The 18491-nt window shown below is 42.6% G+C and carries 16 protein-coding genes; 5 read left to right on the top strand and 11 right to left on the bottom strand.

Annotated elements, in window-relative coordinates; genetic code table 11:
- Positions 1-19: 19 nt before the first annotated feature.
- The 4 genes from AC1DU2_RS25220 to AC1DU2_RS25205 form a co-directional block, all read right to left on the bottom strand.
- Positions 20-463 carry a DUF695 domain-containing protein gene (locus AC1DU2_RS25220; RefSeq protein ID WP_477387813.1) on the bottom strand — a complete coding sequence of 148 codons (444 nt, stop codon included), beginning with the start codon at positions 461-463 and terminating at the stop codon, positions 20-22.
- An 87-nt stretch (positions 464-550) separates the two neighbouring features.
- Positions 551-2968 carry a glycoside hydrolase family 3 N-terminal domain-containing protein gene (locus AC1DU2_RS25215; protein WP_477387811.1) on the bottom strand — a complete coding sequence of 806 codons (2418 nt, stop codon included), beginning with the start codon at positions 2966-2968 and terminating at the stop codon, positions 551-553.
- Between the two features lie 320 nt (positions 2969-3288).
- Entirely contained in the window at positions 3289-4305 is a 1017-nt protein-coding gene (locus AC1DU2_RS25210; RefSeq protein WP_477387809.1) for an alpha/beta hydrolase family protein, read from the bottom strand.
- A 254-nt stretch (positions 4306-4559) separates the two neighbouring features.
- Positions 4560-5147 (bottom strand): Crp/Fnr family transcriptional regulator, encoded by a 588-nt coding sequence (locus tag AC1DU2_RS25205; RefSeq protein WP_477387807.1) that lies wholly within the window; start codon positions 5145-5147, stop codon positions 4560-4562.
- A gap of 209 nt (positions 5148-5356) precedes the next feature.
- Between AC1DU2_RS25205 and AC1DU2_RS25200 the strand changes: the two genes are divergently transcribed.
- Positions 5357-6352, top strand: coding sequence for a Kelch repeat-containing protein (locus AC1DU2_RS25200; protein ID WP_477387805.1), 996 nt, complete (start codon positions 5357-5359; stop codon positions 6350-6352).
- Between the two features lie 516 nt (positions 6353-6868).
- On the opposite strand, the gene AC1DU2_RS25195 is transcribed toward AC1DU2_RS25200, so the two are convergent.
- Positions 6869-7387, bottom strand: a complete 519-nt coding sequence (locus AC1DU2_RS25195) for an O-acetyl-ADP-ribose deacetylase (protein WP_477387803.1) — start codon at positions 7385-7387, stop codon at positions 6869-6871.
- An 11-nt stretch (positions 7388-7398) separates the two neighbouring features.
- The gene (locus AC1DU2_RS25190) at positions 7399-7716 is read right to left on the bottom strand and encodes a ferritin family protein (protein ID WP_477356898.1); all 318 of its coding nucleotides are present in this window, start codon (positions 7714-7716) and stop codon (positions 7399-7401) included.
- Between the two features lie 240 nt (positions 7717-7956).
- Between AC1DU2_RS25190 and AC1DU2_RS25185 the strand changes: the two genes are divergently transcribed.
- The 3 genes from AC1DU2_RS25185 (at position 7957) to AC1DU2_RS25175 (ending at position 9970) form a co-directional block, all read left to right on the top strand.
- Positions 7957-8313 (top strand): hypothetical protein, encoded by a 357-nt coding sequence (locus AC1DU2_RS25185; RefSeq protein ID WP_477387801.1) that lies wholly within the window; start codon positions 7957-7959, stop codon positions 8311-8313.
- Positions 8314-8496: 183 nt separating this feature from the next.
- Complete coding sequence (locus AC1DU2_RS25180) at positions 8497-9309, top strand: sterol desaturase family protein (RefSeq protein WP_477387799.1); 813 nt, start codon at positions 8497-8499, stop codon at positions 9307-9309.
- A 28-nt stretch (positions 9310-9337) separates the two neighbouring features.
- Positions 9338-9970: an outer membrane beta-barrel protein gene (locus tag AC1DU2_RS25175; protein ID WP_477356904.1), complete on the top strand. Its 633-nt coding sequence runs from the start codon at positions 9338-9340 to the stop codon at positions 9968-9970.
- A gap of 22 nt (positions 9971-9992) precedes the next feature.
- On the opposite strand, the gene AC1DU2_RS25170 is transcribed toward AC1DU2_RS25175, so the two are convergent.
- From AC1DU2_RS25170 to AC1DU2_RS25150, 5 genes are all read right to left on the bottom strand, one after another.
- The gene (locus AC1DU2_RS25170; RefSeq protein ID WP_477356906.1) at positions 9993-10592 is read right to left on the bottom strand and encodes a phosphatase PAP2 family protein; all 600 of its coding nucleotides are present in this window, start codon (positions 10590-10592) and stop codon (positions 9993-9995) included.
- 93 nt (positions 10593-10685) lie between these two features.
- On the bottom strand, positions 10686-11249 hold the full coding sequence (locus tag AC1DU2_RS25165; RefSeq protein ID WP_477387797.1) for a histidine phosphatase family protein: 564 nt from the start codon (positions 11247-11249) through the stop codon (positions 10686-10688).
- Positions 11250-11292: 43 nt separating this feature from the next.
- A complete protein-coding gene (locus AC1DU2_RS25160) occupies positions 11293-12312 on the bottom strand; it encodes a hypothetical protein (protein ID WP_477387795.1) in 1020 nt (339 codons plus the stop codon).
- A 28-nt stretch (positions 12313-12340) separates the two neighbouring features.
- The gene (locus AC1DU2_RS25155) at positions 12341-13765 is read right to left on the bottom strand and encodes a hypothetical protein (RefSeq protein ID WP_477356912.1); all 1425 of its coding nucleotides are present in this window, start codon (positions 13763-13765) and stop codon (positions 12341-12343) included.
- A gap of 27 nt (positions 13766-13792) precedes the next feature.
- Positions 13793-16624, bottom strand: coding sequence for a TonB-dependent receptor (locus tag AC1DU2_RS25150; protein WP_477356914.1), 2832 nt, complete (start codon positions 16622-16624; stop codon positions 13793-13795).
- 287 nt (positions 16625-16911) lie between these two features.
- Between AC1DU2_RS25150 and AC1DU2_RS25145 the strand changes: the two genes are divergently transcribed.
- Complete coding sequence (locus AC1DU2_RS25145) at positions 16912-18165, top strand: arsenic transporter (protein WP_477387793.1); 1254 nt, start codon at positions 16912-16914, stop codon at positions 18163-18165.
- Positions 18166-18491: the final 326 nt, after the last annotated feature.

The raw sequence follows: 18491 nt of genomic DNA, 5'->3' as shown, positions 1-18491 counted from the left end.
GTGAAATATTAGTTAAAAACTATTCGGCAAAATCTTCCAGCACACCGTTATACTCGTCCCAATCCGGGTCGGTATTGGCGGTAATACTGATAGGCAATTCATCAAAACCTGCCAATGCCGCGTTCAGGCGTTCGCCCGCAATATCAACATCAGTAGTATACCATGCCCACCATCGTTCGTTTTCGCCGGTAAATGAAAAAGCCAGGATGGTTTGGTTATCCTCTTCCAAAATATCTGCAAGCGCTTCCTCAACCTGTTCCATCAGATCATGGTCTATTTCATGTGGCAGCAAAGTTTCGTTAGGCGAATTATATGACCATATTACATCTATCCGATGGTTATAAAAAGCGGTATCAATAAAGTTTTGCAGGTAAGGTCTGAATTTCACAAAAACAGGCAGCCCTCCGTCTGTCGAAAACTCGAGTGAGATCCATGAGTCGCCCAGGTATAAATCTTCAATCATGTACCAATATTACAAAAAAGGTTTGCGATTATTAAACTTCGCAAACCTTTCATTTTATTTTTAAACCAGTTTAGTTTAGTGTTTATATCATTGTACCTCAAACTCCTTTTTCAGCTTAATATCTTCCGATGAGCTGCCTATCATCACCATAAACTTACCGGGTTCAACCGTCCAGTTCATATTTTTATCCAGCAGGGCCAGGTCATCAGGATGTAGGGTAAATTGTACCGTTTTCTTTTCTCCAGGCTTCAGGTTTACCCGTTCAAAACCGCGCAGATCATACTCGTAGGTAGTTACACTGCTTACTTCGTCTTTCAGATATAGTTGTACCACATCGTCGCCGGCGCGGGCACCTGTGTTGGTTACATCAACGCTTACCTTTACATCGCCCTGTGAATTTCCATTTTCGGGCGATACTACCAGGTTACCGTATTCAAATTTAGTGTAACTTAAGCCATAGCCAAAAGGATATAAAGCGCCATTTACGCTGGTTTTGCCCCAGCTGTTCTGGCCGCCCTGCCCTGCCTGGGCATTGGGCTTAAAGGGAAAGTTAAACTCAATTTGCCCTGTTGTTTTGGGGAAAGTGATAGGCAGCTTACCACCTGGATTATTATCACCAAACAACGTTTCGGTTATTACCTGCCCGCTTTGCACACTCGGGAACCAGGCCTCTAAAATAGCCGGAACGTATTTATTTTCCCAGTTGATGGTAAGCGGCTGACCGTTTATCATTACCATAACCACGGGCTTGCCGGTAGCCTGCAATGCCTGTATCAGCTTCAATTGTCTGCCGGGAAGGTTTAAGCCGGTGCGCGACAGGCTTTCGCCTACCCTATCTACATCTTCGCCTACAACGGCAATAACCACATCCACATTTTTGGCCTGGTTTACGGCGTTATCAATTTCTATTTGTTCCTGGTGGGTTAGCGGCGTTTCAATAATCTCGCTCTCGGGCCAGGTGGCATCTATCATATCGCAACCTTTGGCATATACAATTACGCCATCGTTACCCATATAATTAACCAGCCCATCGTACACACTGGTAACCGGGTTATGCGACGGGCCGTAGCGGCTAATGGCATAATTGGTTTCTTTAGCCAGCGGGCCGGTAACCAATATCCGGGGATATTTCTTTTTATCCAAAGGCAGCAAGCCGCCTTCATTTTTTAACAACACCATCGATTCGCGGTTCATTTTTAGCGACATGGCGGCATCATCAGCTGTGTGTACAACTTTATCGGCGGCTTTCGGGTCTTTAACATAAGGGCTATCAAACAAACCCAGGCGGAATTTCACCCGCAACACATCCCCCACCCGCGAATCTATTACCTTCATCGAAATCTTGTTTTCTTTAATCAGCTCGCGCAGCGGCAAAATAAAGGTTTGCGGCATGGTAAAGTTGGTGCGCACGTTAAGGCCGGCCTCAACCGCCTGCCTTACGGCTTCTTTGTAATCGGCCGCTACGTGATGCTTTGAATAAAGGTATTCAACGGCTTCGCTATCGCTTACCACATAGCCATTAAAGCCAAATTGCTGGCGAAGTAATTGCGTCAAAAAGTAATAGCTACCTGTAACAGGCACGCCATCCCAATCATTATAACTGCTCATTACGCCCATAGGATGCGCTTCCTGGATAACCCGGCGAAAAGGGTATAAATAAACCTGGTGCATTTCCCTTGGCGCCACATGCGGATCGGTACGTGCCGCGCCATCGCGGCCGCCTTTAGGCACGCTGTATACCGCGAAGTGCTTAAGAGTTGATGCAACACCTTCTTCCTGTATACCCAAAACCATTTGTTTACCCATTTCGGCAATATGAAAAGGATCTTCGCCATAACATTCTACCACGCGGCCCCATCGCTGGTCGCGGGCCGGGTCAAGTATGGGGGCATACACGTTGGTATAGCCCAAAGCTTTGGCTTCGCGGCCAACGGTTTGGCCTGCCTGGCGTACCAGTTGTTTGTCAAAAGTACTGCCAATGCCAATTGGTGCCGGCAAAGGTGTAGCCCTGTCATGGTTCAGGCCGTGAATTCCTTCGTTGGTAAAATCAACCGGGATACCCATACGGGTTTCTTCTACAAACCATTTTTGCACGGTATTAATTGCAGATGCATGTTTGCTAAAAGGAAAAGAATATTGCGTAGGTGCGTCATCGGTATGCGATGTAAGGTTGTTCAGTTCCTCATCTATATTGGCTATGCCGTCTTTCCATATCTCGTTTTTCCAGTTGGCGACAGGCATTTCGTCTTTGAGTACCCGTTTATAGCCGTATAGCGTGGCCATCTGGCATGTTTTTTCGTCAACAGTCATCTGGCCCAGTAAATCGGCAACGCGTTTATCAATGGTTTGCGATGGGTCTTCAAACACATCCATTTTACCATTTTTGTTAAAGTCTATCCAACCTTTATGATAAATATTTTTTTGTTGTGCCGACGCCGATAAGGAAAGCCCGGCAGCAACTGCCGTTGCCATGCAAATGCGCGGCAGGTAATACTTTTTTCTCATGTAGATGAATTGCGGTTTGTACTTCAAATATAGGAGAATATAGTAATGCCGGAAACAAATCACTAAGCTGTTACAATGCCCCCCGGCCCCCTGAAGGGGGAGTGTTCAATACCATCAGTTAAGCAAAACAGAAATACCAATAATCGAATAATGAATTTTGAATATCCAACACCGAAGTTTTCTTTCATTATTCGTTATTGGGCATTCGGTGTTCGATATTTAAACTGTTCATAATTCTTCAACTTAATCACAATTGAGAGAATATTAATAAGCTCAACAAATAACCTATAAGTTTTACTCCCCCTTCAAGGGGCCTGGGGCTACAACGTCTTATTAAAAAAAGCTACAGCCAAACTATCTACTTTCAGGTGCACCGCATGCCTATCAACAGATGGATCGTCGGTAAATAACATGGGGGCTTCTTTTTTTACAGGTTCGATAGCTTCTGACAGCATCACATAATGCCCCGTTTTGCCGGGATTGATGTATAGCTGCGATCCTTTTATTAACTTGTGGTAATGAATGGCATTAGTTTTTACCGGCGCTATACTGTCGCTTTGCGAGCCCACGATATAAACAGGACTGCTGATGTTTTTCACCTGCTGCATTTTTACAAAACCGGGACCCAGGGCCGGCGAAATAGAGAAAAATGCTTTGATACGCTTATCTTTCAGTGGAGGATAATCTTTTGATTCGGCTAACAGCGTGCTATCATCCAGCGATTTTACCAGGCCGGGGTATTCGGGAATCTCAATTTCTTTACGGCCTGCGGTTTTATAATAGTTGCGCAGCACATCAAAATCAAATTCGCCGCCTGCAAGGGCTATTACCGTAAACCCGCCAAATGAAAAGCCTGCCGCCCCTATCCGGTCGGGATCTATCACTGCCCTAAAATCCCGGTCGTTCAGCAGCGAGGTTAATGCAAAACTGATATCCTGCGGGCGCTCCCAGGCCTTTAAAAACTCCAGCCTTATCTTGTTGTCATAAGTATTGCCCCAATGATCTACAGCGGCCACAATAAAACCCTTTTGCGCCAACGCGGCGGCCAGCCATTCCAGCGTTAACCGTCCGCCGCCGGTGCCGTGCGATAGCATAACAACCGGCAACTTAACCGCAGGCAGCTTTCCGTTGCGTACAGTTTGTATACGGGTAAATGGCGAAAAGTATTTATCGGCCTGTTTTACCGAATCCGTCGTTGGGTACCAAACCTCGGTTGTTACCGGGCGGTTACGCTTTTGATCTTTAAACTGAAAGGTGCGCTGGCCAATATTGGTTTGAGCTAAAACGATATTGCTTGATAGTAAAAATATAAAGCTGGTTATAATTTGCTTGTACATAATTTGCTGTGGTTTGATAATACAAAGCAAGCCTTTATCATTATTAAAAAGATTGACAATTATCAATAAATCAGGTTAGTCAGTTGTCATTGGTCATTGGTCATTGGTCATTGGTTTGGCGGCCAGGCAAAAACTCCCGTGAAGTTAGCGTTAGCGTAACTCGTGGATTACCCTGCTTTAAGCCTTTGGCTTAAGTTCAGCTGAAAGCTGAAACCATGTGACCCACGAGCTGGAAGCTCGCGGGAGCTTAGGACTTACACTCCCCCTTTAGGGGGCCGGGGGGACTTCAACCGGCTAAGCGTTTCCTGCGAAATGCCCAGGTAATCGGCCACTATTTTGTTGGGCAATCGCCTGATGATATCCGGACGGGTGTCCATCAGCACCTGGTACCGGGTTTTTGAATCCATGGTAATCAGGCTCTCTATCCTTTGGATGGATGCAATATAATCCTGCTCAAGCCCGATGCGGTACATGGTTTCCCAGCCGGGAATTTCTTTTAGGAGGACATCCCTGTCATGCCGACTTAATACCAGCAGTTCCGATGCCTCCAGGCTTTGAATAGCTGCCAACGATGGCGTGCCGTTTATAAAACTCGGGAAAGCCGTTCCCATATGGTTTTCAAATATCAAAAACCTGGTCGACTCATTCCCGCTGTCATCAACCAGGAAAACCCTGAGGCATCCCTTTATTACAAAGTAGATATTTTTGGCTACGCTGCCCTTTGGCACCAATATTTCATTACGCCTGGCATGTTTCAACTTAAAACAACGCTCAATCAGTTCCTCGTGCCTGGCAGAAAGATCAATCCTGCCTGAAAAATACTGTTTTAAAGTTGGATGCATAATACCGGCTTAAGGCCCTTATTTGATGTGTAGATAACAGATGTGCAGATTAATAATTCCTTTTAGTTTATTTGATAAATATGCAACATCTGCACATTCAGAATCTGAAACCTGTACGTCATAACCATTTGTAATTATTAAGTTACAACTAAACTATTAACTTATAAAATATCTAACAATATATAAATTTACTAAACCATACTTCTATCATGAAAAAACTTAAATTTTTGCTAATCCTGTTGATCATTAATGGCTTAGTCATCAATAAAAGTAAAGCTCAAACCGACACAGCCGCTATAACCTTTAAAAGCACGGCCAATTTACCCTACCCGCTTACCTGGACAGCCACTGTTACCGATGGTAATTACATATACGCTGTTGCCGGCTATAAAGGCCGCATGGGATTTTCAAACGAGGTTTTAAAGTACGATCCGCAAATAAACCGGTGGTCGGTTTTTGCCGACCTTGGCGGTAACCGGATGCAGGCAGAGGCTGCGTATGTGCCTGCCATGAGTAAAATATACGTTTTTGGTGGTGTCAGCGGGCAGTACCGCGCCAGCCAGATTTACCAGAGTGTGCAAACCATTGATGTTAAAACCGGCCAGGTTAACAACCTGCACGTGATGAATCCCGAAGCTACCATTTATGGTACCGCACTGGAGTGTAACAACAAGATATACTTATTTGGCGGCAGCCGCGAAAAAAGCCGCACCAGCAATTCGCTTTATGAATTTGACCCCCAGAAAGAGAAATTTACCCAATTGGCCGCTATGCCCGAAAGCCTGCAAGCCGCCGGAGCGGTTGTTAACAATGTGATTTATACTATTGGAGGTTACGATGCCTTTTTAAAACGGGCATCGTCAAACGTGAATGCTTATGATATTAAAACCAATACCTGGAAAACCGTTTGTAAATTACCGCAGTTCCTATCGGCCAATAGTGTTGTTGCAAGCGGCGATAGGATATTTGTAACCGGCGATTACGACGACGAAAGTTTTATAGGCTATTATGATATTACGGCGGGTAAATTTGTAAAATTAAAATCAAACATGGAGCCACGTCGGGCAACCGGTTCGGCTGTTTATAGTAACTATTTGTTTGTATTTGGCGGCACCACCAGGTTTAAATCGGCCAATAGTTCAACCTTGCAAACCATGCAGGTGGCCAACCTGGCTATGTTTTTACATACCAGTGCCAGTAGGTAGCAATACCATTGTGTGATAAAGTCTATACTAATTTTCGATTGCTGGATTTTGTGCATGGTGAGGTAGGCAGGGAAACGCATCTAAATAGTTAATGGCGATAAGCTGTTATTTAATAATAGCTAACGGAATAAGCTTATGGCGTCGCGAAGATATAAGCATTCAAACAATACCTTGTTTTTATTGCTGATCCGGGTTAAATTACAGGGGTACCGAAGTGACTTGTATTGGTCAACAACAGGCGCAAATATTTGGATTCGCCTAAATTACGCTATCAGTTTAGTGTTAACCATGATAAAATATAAGATATTAACTATCAAATACTTGCAAATATTTTTCCTGAAATGTGTTAAGTTATGTTAACCATGTTTAGACGACTTTTGCCCTGAGGAGATGGAAGGATTTCAGTATTTTTTTCGATCCTTACTTTATATTTGTTGCGATTTCGTTTCAATTTCTATTTTATAAAAGGCCATAATGTTACCTTTTACTGTTTCACCTGTTGAGCAATACTGCACTTTATAGCAAGCCCTTATAAATACCGCAGTTTTCGTCATCAAAACAAACAAAAACCACCTCTTTAATACTGTCGTTCCCGGCCAAAAAATCCTGTACTGTTTTTATGGCGATACTTGCCGCCTTGTTTTTAGGGAAATGGTAAATACCCGTACTGATATTTGGAAAGGCAATAGTTTCCACATGATTTTCGGCAGCCAGTTTAAGGCTATTTAAATAAGCGGAAGCCAGCAATCCATCCTCGCCTTTACCACCATTATTATAAACCGGCCCAACCGTGTGTATAACATATTTTGCGGGAAGATTGCCGCCCGTGGTAATTACCGCTTCGCCGGTTTTGCAGCCCCCCTGCCTGTTACGAATTTGAATGCACTCTTCCAGTATAGCCTTACCACCGACCCGATGGATAGCGCCATCAACTCCCCCGCCGCCCAATAACGATGTGTTGGCAGCATTAACAATAGCGTCGGCTTTAATTTTGGTAATATCGCCTTGTACCAGTTTTATTCGTTGGTTATTCATTGTAAAATAGTTTAGTCTTCGGCCGCCTCTTCGCCTTTGCTGCCCAATTCAACAATATCACCCTGTTGAAATAAAATGGCTTTTAATGTGGTGCGCCAAACGGGCTTTTTACGCAGCAAAAATTCCAAATCCATGCCAAAATGTTTAAATTCCTCCTGCTGGGCATTTTGCATAATGGCTTTGGCATCCTTGTCTGTTTCTACAGCTATACGTTGCTCGTACCAATTAATGGCCTCGGCCTCCTCGGTAAGCGAAACAATCATCCTTGCAAATGTGCGGGTTTCGGCCGATAATTCATTTACTGGTTCGTGGTATTGATCGAATGACATAATATTCTTTTTAGAGATAAAACACCGAATACGGATTTTGTTTGAACAGGTAATTATTTATATGGGGTTAAAGGCGAAAGGTCAATGGCGAAAGGTTGAAAGTGGTGTATGTGTGAAAAACTTTATTGTTCGCCGATATGTTTTATTTATTGTTCAATCAGACAGTCAATTTTGACTTTTGAATTTATTTTGTAACCCACACATGGTCTTGCCCGTAATATCGTCTATAAAATCAAACTTATGCAGCCTAAAACTTTATTCATTTTATTGTTAATAGCATCGCCTTTTTTATGTTTTGCCCAGCCGGGTGCTGCCACCTACACTGCAAATTTTCACGGCCAGCAAATTAAACTTAATTTGGCCAATGGTTTTAGCGGGGCAAGCCAAATACAAATGGGTTCCGTAACCTATTATGCCAACAGCGGCCACCCCGATGCAAGCAATCACCTGATGTTCCAGTCAAGGTATATCCAAAAAATCGAATATTTTGTACTCTCCAACGTCCTTGATTCTTATGATAAATTGCCGGCCTTTATCACTGCCAAATATTACCGGGGGCGAAATGCTGTTACCATAAGGTTTAAATTGGATAAATAGCCAAACGTTAGTTCGACGCAGCTAAACTTACTCAGCCCAAAATCAATATTAATTTAAAATTCCATTAACATCGGGCAATACTTCAACATTCACTCAGAATTTGTATATATGTTTGTTACATAGCGTTAATTTTCAGCGCGCTGACTGACTTTCTTAATACTCATAATTCAATACCGATATTCAATGATGGCCCAGTCCTTTATTGCCAAAAATCAGGATATAGTACAACTGGCTTATTTTGCCGTGATTATTACGTTATTATGGTTCATTGAAGTTATTTTTACAAATAGTATTGCCACTGAAAAGTTTAAACATACGCGTGTAAACCTGCTTTTTATTTTAACGGCACTTCCGGTGCAGTTAGCTATGATAAGCCTTGTACTGCTTGTTTCTGCATGGGTAAACCAACACCATTGGGGCCTTATTAATTATTTGCCTTTTCATAACAACCCATGGGTATACTATACCAGTTTATTTATACTGATGGACCTTTGCGAGTACATTTATCATGTTATTATGCACAAGTTTGATTTTCTATGGAAGTTCCACCTTGTTCATCACAGCGATTTAAAGGTTGATGTTTCAACCACTGTAAGGGAGCATCCGGGCGAAACTTTTGTACGCACCAGTTTCCAGATGCTTTGGGTTTTCTTGCTGGGCCCCGTGGCTATGGTGCTTGTTTTAAGACAAACCGTGCAAACGTTTTCAAATATAGCGGCGCATACCACGCTCAGGCTACCCAATCGTATCAACAAAATAGTGGGCCTGGTTTTTATTACACCTAATTTGCACCATGTGCACCACCATTACCAGCTGCCTTATACCGATTGTAACTATGGTGATGTTTTAAGCATCTGGGACCGCCTTTTTGGCACCTTTGCTGAGCTTGAAAACGAGAAAACCATATTTGGGGTAGATACGCACCTGGAGCCTTCAAAAAACAGCGTATTTTTAAATATACTGAAAATTCCGTTTCAGAAGCTGGAACGTAAATAATCCTGTAAGTTATGTTTCAACGCCAAGTATGAAGTTATCATCATTACTAATTACCTGTATTTTATTGTTGCTGATAACCTTTGGATGTAGTGATAATAGCTACGGACAAAGTAACGGCATTATGTCTAAATTCTATTTCCCGGGCGCTATAGGTTTAAGCCAGCCACTGGGCAATGTAAAATCAGATCTGGATATGCAGGCGGGGCTGATGATTACCACCGCACTTGAGTTTAGGCCGGTTGAAGGAAATGCGCTGTTTTACAGGTTTAATTACGATGCAATAACAAACCATTATAAAGAGGTGTACTCAAATTCGCCCACTAATGTTAACACCGGGAAGTTATCTTCATCCATTTTTTCATTGGGTGTGGGTTACAGGCATAAAGCCGGCGCAATAAAGTTGTTTGGATTGATACAGCCCGGCCTTGGCATAAACAGTTACGACAGAGTAAATTTTAAAACCGGCACTATAACAGTTGACCAGGTAAGCCGCCGCCATTTATCTTTTAAACTTAGCGCCGGGGCAGAGTACTACCTGGCCGAGCATTTTGCCCTGGTATTTGAACCTTCGTACTTTTACCTGTCGCCCCGCGGCAATTATCATTTACTTAACCCGCAAAGCTTAAATGTTAGCGTTGGGTTTACTACTGTTTTATTTTAAGCAAAAGCAAAATTGATCCGGCTTATTTTGACTCTGTTTTAAGGTATTGATAGCCCAATATATACAGGCAGATGATGCCCAGCAAAAATCCGCCCAATACATCGGTAAACCAATGGGCGCCCAGGTATACCCTTGACACCGGCACCGCAAAAATCAAAAGCAGGCAAATGGCCGAAACAATGACCTTTATAGCTTTGGGGATGGCTTCGAGCCGCAGCATAAGGATGATTAAGAAACCGAAAAAAATTACGTAAAACAACACGTGACCGCTGGGAAAACTTTGCTGCTGATTTTTTGCTACTACCCTGATAAGGTCTTCCGTTGGCCTGGGCCTGTTTACAGCCACCTTAATAACCGTACTGATAAGGCCCGATAACATGGTTAGCACCACAAACAAAGCCTCCTTTTTATATTTGAATATAAAGAAGATAAGGGCGGTGCAAAGTACAATGACAGGCGATGCCGGCACATATCCCGGCCAGCTTATAGCTTCCATGATACTGTCCAAAACAGGGTTCTGGTGTTCCTGCACCTCTTTTGAAAAATTGAGATCGAACACAGAAGCCGGGTCGAAATAAACAAATACGGTAAGCAACACGAAACCCACGGTGATGGCTGCCATGGTATAGTTAAGAATCTGTTTTCGGCGCGCGTTCAAACTAAATAAGTACTTGGTTTAATAAAAGCTTTGCAATATACTGTTTTGCTGTATTTATTAAAAAGCGCAACCAACTGCGGGTACAATACCTTCTTTATCTTTAGTTAAAACAGCTTCACCATTTTTAAAGGTTACTACCCAAATGCTGTCATAATCGTCATCGGGCCATTTTAAACCTGAATCTTCTATACCCAGCGCCCTTACAACGGGTGCAATGCCCCCGTGTTCCCACGCTACCAAAACCACGCCAGAGCGGCTTTTAAGATCGGCCGCTAATCCTAACGAATCTTTTTGGGCGCGACTGCTGTTAACGACTAAATTATATTTAACAGCAAGCGGCACAATAGTTTCAAACATACGGGCATGCTTTGTAGCCTCGCCTAAGCCTAGGCCGGGCACAAATATAAATGCCGGGATACCAAATTTGGCGGTTATTACCGCTGGAAGCTTTAATGACCGGTTTAAACCCTCGCAGGTAAGGTTATCCCCTTTAAGCGGCTTCTCGGCATGGCGGATGAAGACTATTTTTAAATCATTGGAAATGCTTTTTTGACCAAAGGCATTTAAACAACAAGCGTTTATAGCAATAGTTGCAATAAATAAAATTTTAAAAAACTTCATTTTGGGGTTTTAAATCAATTATTAAGATGACTCGTATTCGGAATTATTTTCTTTTATAAAAAGAAATAGTAGCTAAAGAACCGGGATAGTCCCTTACTTCGGTGTTTGTATAATATCCGGAGCCATCCGCAGCAAAACATACACCCTCGCCTTGCGGTTCGTTATTAAAGTAAGGGGCGTATTGCGGCTTTGTGAGCAGCCCGGCAGTTATGGAAAGGCCTGTGGGCAACTTCCAGTACCATATAGACTCCTTGCTCCTCAATAAAATTTCGCTACCATCGGCAGATATATCGCCACTTGTAGCTTTGTTAAACAGCAACTTAACAACAGGAGTTAAAGTTGTTATCGCAATAGTACTTTGTGGATACCTGGCAACATAAATTTTTGAAAGGTTATTCTCTTTACTGGCAATATAAATATTCGTTGTTTTTGGGTCAATCATTAGGGTCTCGGCATTACGCGAGCCATCCGGATATCTTAATTCTATTTTATCTACGTCGGTTATATCCATTGTAACCGGCAGAACTTTCCCGGTTAAATCGGGTTCCGGGAAACGGTAAATTATTACCGTTTTATATTTCGCGTCATTATCGCCTATATCGGCCACATAAACATAGCTTTTACCTGCAACAGGACCCGGGCCTACGGCTATATCTTCCCAATCGCGGTTACTTTCCCCGGTTAAAGTGAGCGTTCCTTTATCGGCACCGCTTCCGTTGGTAAGGTAAACCTGGTTTGGGTTGCCGCTATCGTTATGAATATACAGCAATCCAGGGGTTAACCTGCTTGCGGCGATGCCCGATATCTCTACCAGATCTGTCCGGAAAAGATGATTGGTTACCGGCACCGCGTTAAATAGCCTTGTAGTATCTAACGACGCAGGATCATATGTTGGAGAGGGGAAAACAACCGGACTAACCGGCGGCGTTGTTGCCACCGTATCTTTTACCGGTGCAATACTGCTGCCTGTTTTTTTACAGGCCGCTGCAACAATTATCAAAAAACAAAACAACCCACATTTAATGTATTTTGTTGTTTTGTTTACATTAAACGGGGTTGTCATGCTATAATTTGTATTTAACTAATAAACATTAGTGTTGGTTACCAGTACCATCAGTTTGGTAGCAACCGATATCTTTACCCGGAGGCGTTATACCACTTGAACCAAAGTTTGGATCAACCGGAACATTAGCAATAGCACTAAAGCTGGTATAACCTTTGCCTACAGCAGGTGAGCCTGCCTGAAGACGGAAGTTAAATGCATCAACAGAGGCCTGGTTTACAAAATTCAGGTTCGGAAGCGGGTAGTTTACAAACATTGGGTTGTTTTTACCTACCAACGATGTACCATCATATTTAAAACCGAAGATGTAAGAAGTACCTAAAAATGCTTTTAAGTTAGGGATATCAGTAGCCTGAGGATGGGTAACAACTGCCTGCGCTATGTTTGTAGGTACAAACTGATTGGCAATAGCAACGTTATCGGCATAATAAAAATTATAACCATAAGCTGTTTTAGTAATAGGGCCATCAGCGTGGCTTAAAGTATCGGCTAAATAAACTTTAGCAGTAACGTTGTTACCACCTGCAATGCGCACACCAAAATCGCAATCAACAATAAGGTTGTTGTAAGCTAAAGCCCTTGAATTATTTTCAACCTCTACAGATCCGGAACGGGCACCGTAAACGCCATGGTTTCTGAAACCACCATTCACGTAAGTATTATTGTACATGGCTATCTGGCATTGGATTGAGCCTTTTGCACCGTCATTTGCAGATTTTGTACCATTTGTAGCACCACCAATAATAAGGTTGTATGCCATATTGCCTTGTGTACCACCTTTTGCATTAAAACCATCGCCGCCAAGGCCTCCGCATTTTTCTAATGTGTTTCTCATCATGTTGATGTTGCCACCGTAAAAACGAACAGCATCATCAGGCGTACCATAAATCCACGAATCTTCTAAAATGAAGCTCCCATTTGGATTTTGCCAGTATATAGCATACTGATCGCCGGTTGATGGGCCAGTGAACGGAGGCGATTTTAAGCCAGCGCCTGCAAAATCAAGGTGTGTCCACTTAATAACTAACAATTTGCAGGTAACATCGGCGTAAATACCGCCCCATCCGCCTGCATATGCAGAATCTGTTGCGGCTGTTGAGTTACCTGTAGTTTTAGTTCTGCGCGGATCAGTTATAGTAACCGGGGCATCTTTTGTACCTAAACTAACCAAGGTGCCTTTCACAATAAAAGTAGCAGAGTTAGTTACTTTTACAGTAACCCCTTTTTGAATTAAAAGCGTATCGGTTGCATTAATGGTAACATCGCCAGATACGGTGTACGTTTTGCCGGCAAGCATTGTGCCTTTGATTGAGCCGGATAGGGGCGCAGTATTGCTAACCGCCTGCCCTACTTGCAGCAGCGGAGCCGATATAACGGCGTTATCTTTACTTTTGCTGCACGCTGCCAGTACCAATACTGATAGGCAAACCAATGCATTTCTTAAATTTTTCATGATTAAATGGGTTATAGTAATTTATTGTTAAAATTTGAACCGGAAACCAACCAGGAACCTGGCGTAAAACTTATCGTTTTCTACCGTGGCATAGTTAGGGCTATCCTGTATAGGCAGCTTATTATTGCCGCTATAAGCTTTATTTGATTGTTTTATTATTAATTTATAGGGCGTGTTTAGCAGGTTGTTAACTTTTACATATACAATGTAATGCTCGCTGAACTCCTTCTGGGCCGAGAAATCGAGGTTGATAGTTGGCCTTTCCCAGTTATCAAGATCTTTATATAATGACAGGGTATTTATTCTTTCGCCGGTGTAAACCGCGGCAAGTTGGGCATCTAATTTATGTTTGCTATCCTTATACAATAAAGAGAAGTTGCCCACATGAGCCGATTGCCCCTGTAAGGGCCTTGATTGGTTTACGTCGATATTGTGAAAGCTATTGTCGGCAGGATCTACGTAAGTAAATTTCTTGGTAGAGTTAATTACAGAATGCGTATAAGTATAATTACCCGACACACCTATATTTCCAAAAAATTTTCTGAAAACCGCCTCTAAGCCATAGTTATGGGCTGTTCCAAAATTGTATGGGCTTAACGTAAGATTGGCCGAAAAATCTGTTTGCACCAGGGCATATTCAATAGGGTTGGTAATTGTTTTATAAAATGCACCAACCATAAACTGATCTAAACCGTTCGGAAAAACCTCGTACCTGAAATCGAAATTATCGATAACCGAATGTTGCAAATGCGGGTTACCTTGTATCGGAAAATTATCTGTAGCAAAGCCGGTATTATCCTGGTACGGTACCAGGTCTGAATACGCAGGGCGCAAAACCGATTTAAAATAAGATAACCTTAAAGCCTGGTTATTACTTAACGCATACTTAGCGTTAACACTTGGCAAATAATCGGTATAAGTTATAGATGCCGATTTACCCGCTATAGTTGCCGGTAACGATGAATCATATGATTGTGATGTATGCTCGGCCCGTAACCCAAATAGAACGTCAAAACGGTCGTTTATAAAATACTTTGCCTGTACATATCCTGCCTGAATGTTTTCTTGAAAAGTATATACCCCAGGGTTACTAAATGCTGTACCTAACGCATCGGTGTTGGGTATAAATTTAAATTGCGAAGCCGGGATAGAAACGTATTTCTGATAAGTTGAATCAGCATCCGGAACCGGGCTCAGCTTATACTGGTTATCGTAGTTGTCCCTGTTTTTGTGCCTTGCCATACCGCCAAAACCAATTTGTGTAGTATGATTGTTTATTTTGGTGCTGTAATGCAAATTCAAATAACCGGATATGTCCCTATCTGTATTGCGGGTCCATTCACGTGTTTCTTTTTCTACCGAGACGGGTCCGTATGAGAGTGATGTGGCCGTACCCGAAGCATTAGGGCTAATTTGCTGCGAAGTATTGAACGCTGCGTAATCTGGCAGTTGCTGTTTGGCCTGTGAATAAACTAACGACCAGTCTGTAGTAAAAAACGAAGCGAGTTTATTGTTACCATGTAATATCAGGCTGTAAATGCTCTGCAAATCCTGCCTGGTTTGAGTTTGGTTGTTGTTTTGAAAACCGCCGATATAACCGTTATAAGAATAATTACCCAAAAGAATATCATTGGTTGACCGTACCCGGTCTTCGTTTAGTTGCAGGTAAGTACCAAACAGGCTTACCGTATTATCTGCATTAAATTTATAGTCGATTGTCGAGATCAAACCAAGCCTATTGGTTAAGGAAGAGTATTTGCGGGTTTGGTAATCGGGGAAAACCTGTGTCATAGTGGCGTTGGGGCCTGCCGCCGGCCCTAATGTGGCATTTTGAACCAATACTGATGTATTGTTGCCCGCATAGGTATTTTGGTAAGTGCCTGAAAAAATAACGCCGAGTTTTTTATTTAAAAACCTATCGCCTATTGTTAAGCTAAAATTGCTGTTGATAGGGGTCTTTTTTGTACCTGTTATCAGGTTATTGTAAGGAAAAGAAGAAACCGGCGCATAAACACCATTTCCCAAAATTTCGGCTGGCGACTGTTTATTTATTGATGATGTGTTGAAACTGTCAAATGGTCTTTTTGAAAATAACTGGCTATAGCCTGCGCCAACATTTCCCTCTAACCTGAATTCGTCCGGCGCTGTTTTCATCACCATGTTAATAACGCCACCGGAGGCATCGCCTTCCATATCGGGAGTTAACGATTTTGAAATTTCTATACGTTCAACCAAATCTGCCGGGAATATATCTAATGGTACATACCGGTTCTTATTATCCGGACTTGGGATTTTAACCCCGTTTATCAACGTTGTATTATAACGCTTGTCCATACCCCTGATAATGGCATACTGGCCGTCGCCTGTATTCCCTCTTTCGATGGAAACACCTGAAACACGTGCCAGCACGTTGGCAACCGTAATATCAGGCGATATAGCAATGGAATTGGCCGACACGATATTCACCAGATTATCGGCCCTTTGCTCAGCCCTTTTTGCGTACCTGTCCGATTCTTTATTGCCCTTTGCGGATATGGTTACACCATTTAAGCTGGAAGTATTTGAGACAAGGGCGAAGTTTAGCTTTAAATTTTGATTGTCTGCAAGTGTTATCGTAGTATCAATTGATACATAACCAATGTATGAAACCTTTAATTTATAAGTACCCGCTTTTAAATTACTCAATACATATTTTCCATTAAGCATTGAAACGGTTTTAACCGGGCCGGGCTGTAGTACCAGTGTTGCGCCAACAAGTTGTTCGCTAACACGTTTGTCAAAAACAGAGCCCGATATAGTAGAAGCATAAGAACCTGAGACGAAAAAAATGAAGATCAAGGCTGAATAAATCTGTTTCATTAACACGATATTTTCCGCAAAGAAACCCCATCAAATCTGTAGCAATTTTGAATTTTTGTTCCATTTTTCATTAATTAACCCAATGGTTTCAGTAACTTAACAATAGAGTAACTCCTTCATTATAAACACACTTTTTATTAACAATAAATAAACATCAGAACAAAGCAATTTAACACCAACTAAATGCATTTGATGTCGGCTAAGTCGCCGGGCAATGCTGAATAGTATTCAGAAGCTCCATCAAAATAAAAGCGATTGTGTGTCTATAATCAATTAATTCAACATCTTTGAATTATTATATGGGGCATATTTATATCTGGATTATTTCTTTTTTTGCCATAGCGGGGGTAATTATAAGGCCGTTTAAAATACCAGAGGTAGCTTGGGCGATATCAGGGGCTATTTTGCTAATTGTTTTTGGGCTGATATTACCTGCAGATGGCTTAACCGGTGTAGCGAAAGGCACTGATGTATACCTGTTTTTAACCGGCATGATGCTGCTTGCAGAAACGGCCCGCGAAGAAAAGCTATTTGACTGGCTGGCGGCTCACGCCACACGAATGGCCAAAGGATCAGCAAACAGGCTTTTCCTGCTTATATACCTGGTTGGTGTGGTGGTTACTACATTCTTATCAAACGATGCCACAGCGGTTGTACTCACCCCGGCAGTGGCAGCTGCTGTAAAGGCCGCTAAGGTTGATAAGCCCCTGCCCTACCTGTTAATTTGCGCGTTTATAGCCAATGCTGCTTCGTTTGTTTTGCCCATATCAAACCCGGCCAACCTGGTAATTTACGGCAGCCATATGCCACCACTACTACACTGGTTGCCGCAATATATTTTGCCTTCTTTTTTTGCGATAGCGGTTACTTACATCATGTTGCGCTTTACCCAGCGTGAGGCTTTAAAAGCAAAAATTGAAACAGATATAACTATCCCGGTTTTGGCCCAGGGCGGCAAAACAGCCATCATTGGTATAGGTGCCACAGCCGTTATTTTATTAATTGCATCAGCGTTTGATATTCAATTGGGCCTGCCAACTGCTTTAACAGGAATTTTAACATCAGCCATTGTAATTATCAGGGCTAAAAAACATCCGTGGATGGTGGTAAAAGGGGTTTCATGGGCGGTGCTGCCGCTGGTTGCCGGGTTATTTATTATTGTGGAGGCGCTGGGCAAAACCGGCATCATAGAACGTTTGACAGCCTTGCTTCATGAGAACGCCGCCCACGCTGTAAATGCAACAGCCTGGGGCAGCGGCATAATTACCGCGTTTGCCTGTAACCTGATGAATAACCTGCCAGCCGGGTTAATAGCCGGCAATGTTGTTCAAGGCAATGTACCCGAAATTATCAAAAGTTCGGTACTCATTGGCATCGACCTGGGGCCAAATCTGTCGGTAACAGGCTCATTGGCAACCATCCTATGGCTGGTTGCCCTACGCCGCGAAGGACTATATGTAAGCTTTTGGACATTTTTAAAGCTGGGGGCGTTAATTATGACGGTTGCATTGCTGTTTGCTTTAGCGGCGTTGTGGATATAATTTTTTTAAAAGAATCAAATTGTCGTTAGGGGACGAACGGACGTTCGAACAACAAGAATGTCATCCATTGGCGGCAAAACCCAATGATTTTCTTGGGGAAAAGCCCTCGGTTAAAGTTTCCTAAGAGTTGAAACAAGCACCTGTCGACTTTATATAGGTTATGCATGTCGACAGATACCTTGTTTCCTACCTAATTAAATTCCTGTCATCCCGAGGAACGAAGGATCTGTCAGCGGTGTATGACCGATAGAAATGTTCGCGGATAGATCACTCGTTCCTCAGGATGACAGTAGTTTATCTTTGAACGTTCTTTCGTCTTCGGAACC

Source organism: Mucilaginibacter sp. P4_C11 (assembly GCF_056402115.1).
The sequence above is the reverse complement of the archived record's forward strand: the minus strand, read 5'-3'. Positions and strand labels throughout refer to the sequence as shown.

Excerpts from the sequence above, each read along its gene's own strand:
- AC1DU2_RS25220 (WP_477387813.1), bottom strand. The coding sequence starts at position 463 with ATGATTGAAGATTTATACCTGGGCGACTCATGGATCTCACTCGAGTTT.
- AC1DU2_RS25215 (WP_477387811.1), bottom strand. The coding sequence starts at position 2,968 with ATGAGAAAAAAGTATTACCTGCCGCGCATTTGCATGGCAACGGCAGTT.
- AC1DU2_RS25210 (WP_477387809.1), bottom strand. The coding sequence starts at position 4,305 with ATGTACAAGCAAATTATAACCAGCTTTATATTTTTACTATCAAGCAAT.
- AC1DU2_RS25205 (WP_477387807.1), bottom strand. The coding sequence starts at position 5,147 with ATGCATCCAACTTTAAAACAGTATTTTTCAGGCAGGATTGATCTTTCT.
- AC1DU2_RS25200 (WP_477387805.1), top strand. The coding sequence starts at position 5,357 with ATGAAAAAACTTAAATTTTTGCTAATCCTGTTGATCATTAATGGCTTA.
- AC1DU2_RS25195 (WP_477387803.1), bottom strand. The coding sequence starts at position 7,387 with ATGAATAACCAACGAATAAAACTGGTACAAGGCGATATTACCAAAATT.
- AC1DU2_RS25190 (WP_477356898.1), bottom strand. The coding sequence starts at position 7,716 with ATGTCATTCGATCAATACCACGAACCAGTAAATGAATTATCGGCCGAA.
- AC1DU2_RS25185 (WP_477387801.1), top strand. The coding sequence starts at position 7,957 with ATGCAGCCTAAAACTTTATTCATTTTATTGTTAATAGCATCGCCTTTT.
- AC1DU2_RS25180 (WP_477387799.1), top strand. The coding sequence starts at position 8,497 with ATGATGGCCCAGTCCTTTATTGCCAAAAATCAGGATATAGTACAACTG.
- AC1DU2_RS25175 (WP_477356904.1), top strand. The coding sequence starts at position 9,338 with ATGAAGTTATCATCATTACTAATTACCTGTATTTTATTGTTGCTGATA.
- AC1DU2_RS25170 (WP_477356906.1), bottom strand. The coding sequence starts at position 10,592 with ATGGCAGCCATCACCGTGGGTTTCGTGTTGCTTACCGTATTTGTTTAT.
- AC1DU2_RS25165 (WP_477387797.1), bottom strand. The coding sequence starts at position 11,249 with ATGAAGTTTTTTAAAATTTTATTTATTGCAACTATTGCTATAAACGCT.
- AC1DU2_RS25160 (WP_477387795.1), bottom strand. The coding sequence starts at position 12,312 with ATGACAACCCCGTTTAATGTAAACAAAACAACAAAATACATTAAATGT.
- AC1DU2_RS25155 (WP_477356912.1), bottom strand. The coding sequence starts at position 13,765 with ATGAAAAATTTAAGAAATGCATTGGTTTGCCTATCAGTATTGGTACTG.
- AC1DU2_RS25150 (WP_477356914.1), bottom strand. The coding sequence starts at position 16,624 with ATGAAACAGATTTATTCAGCCTTGATCTTCATTTTTTTCGTCTCAGGT.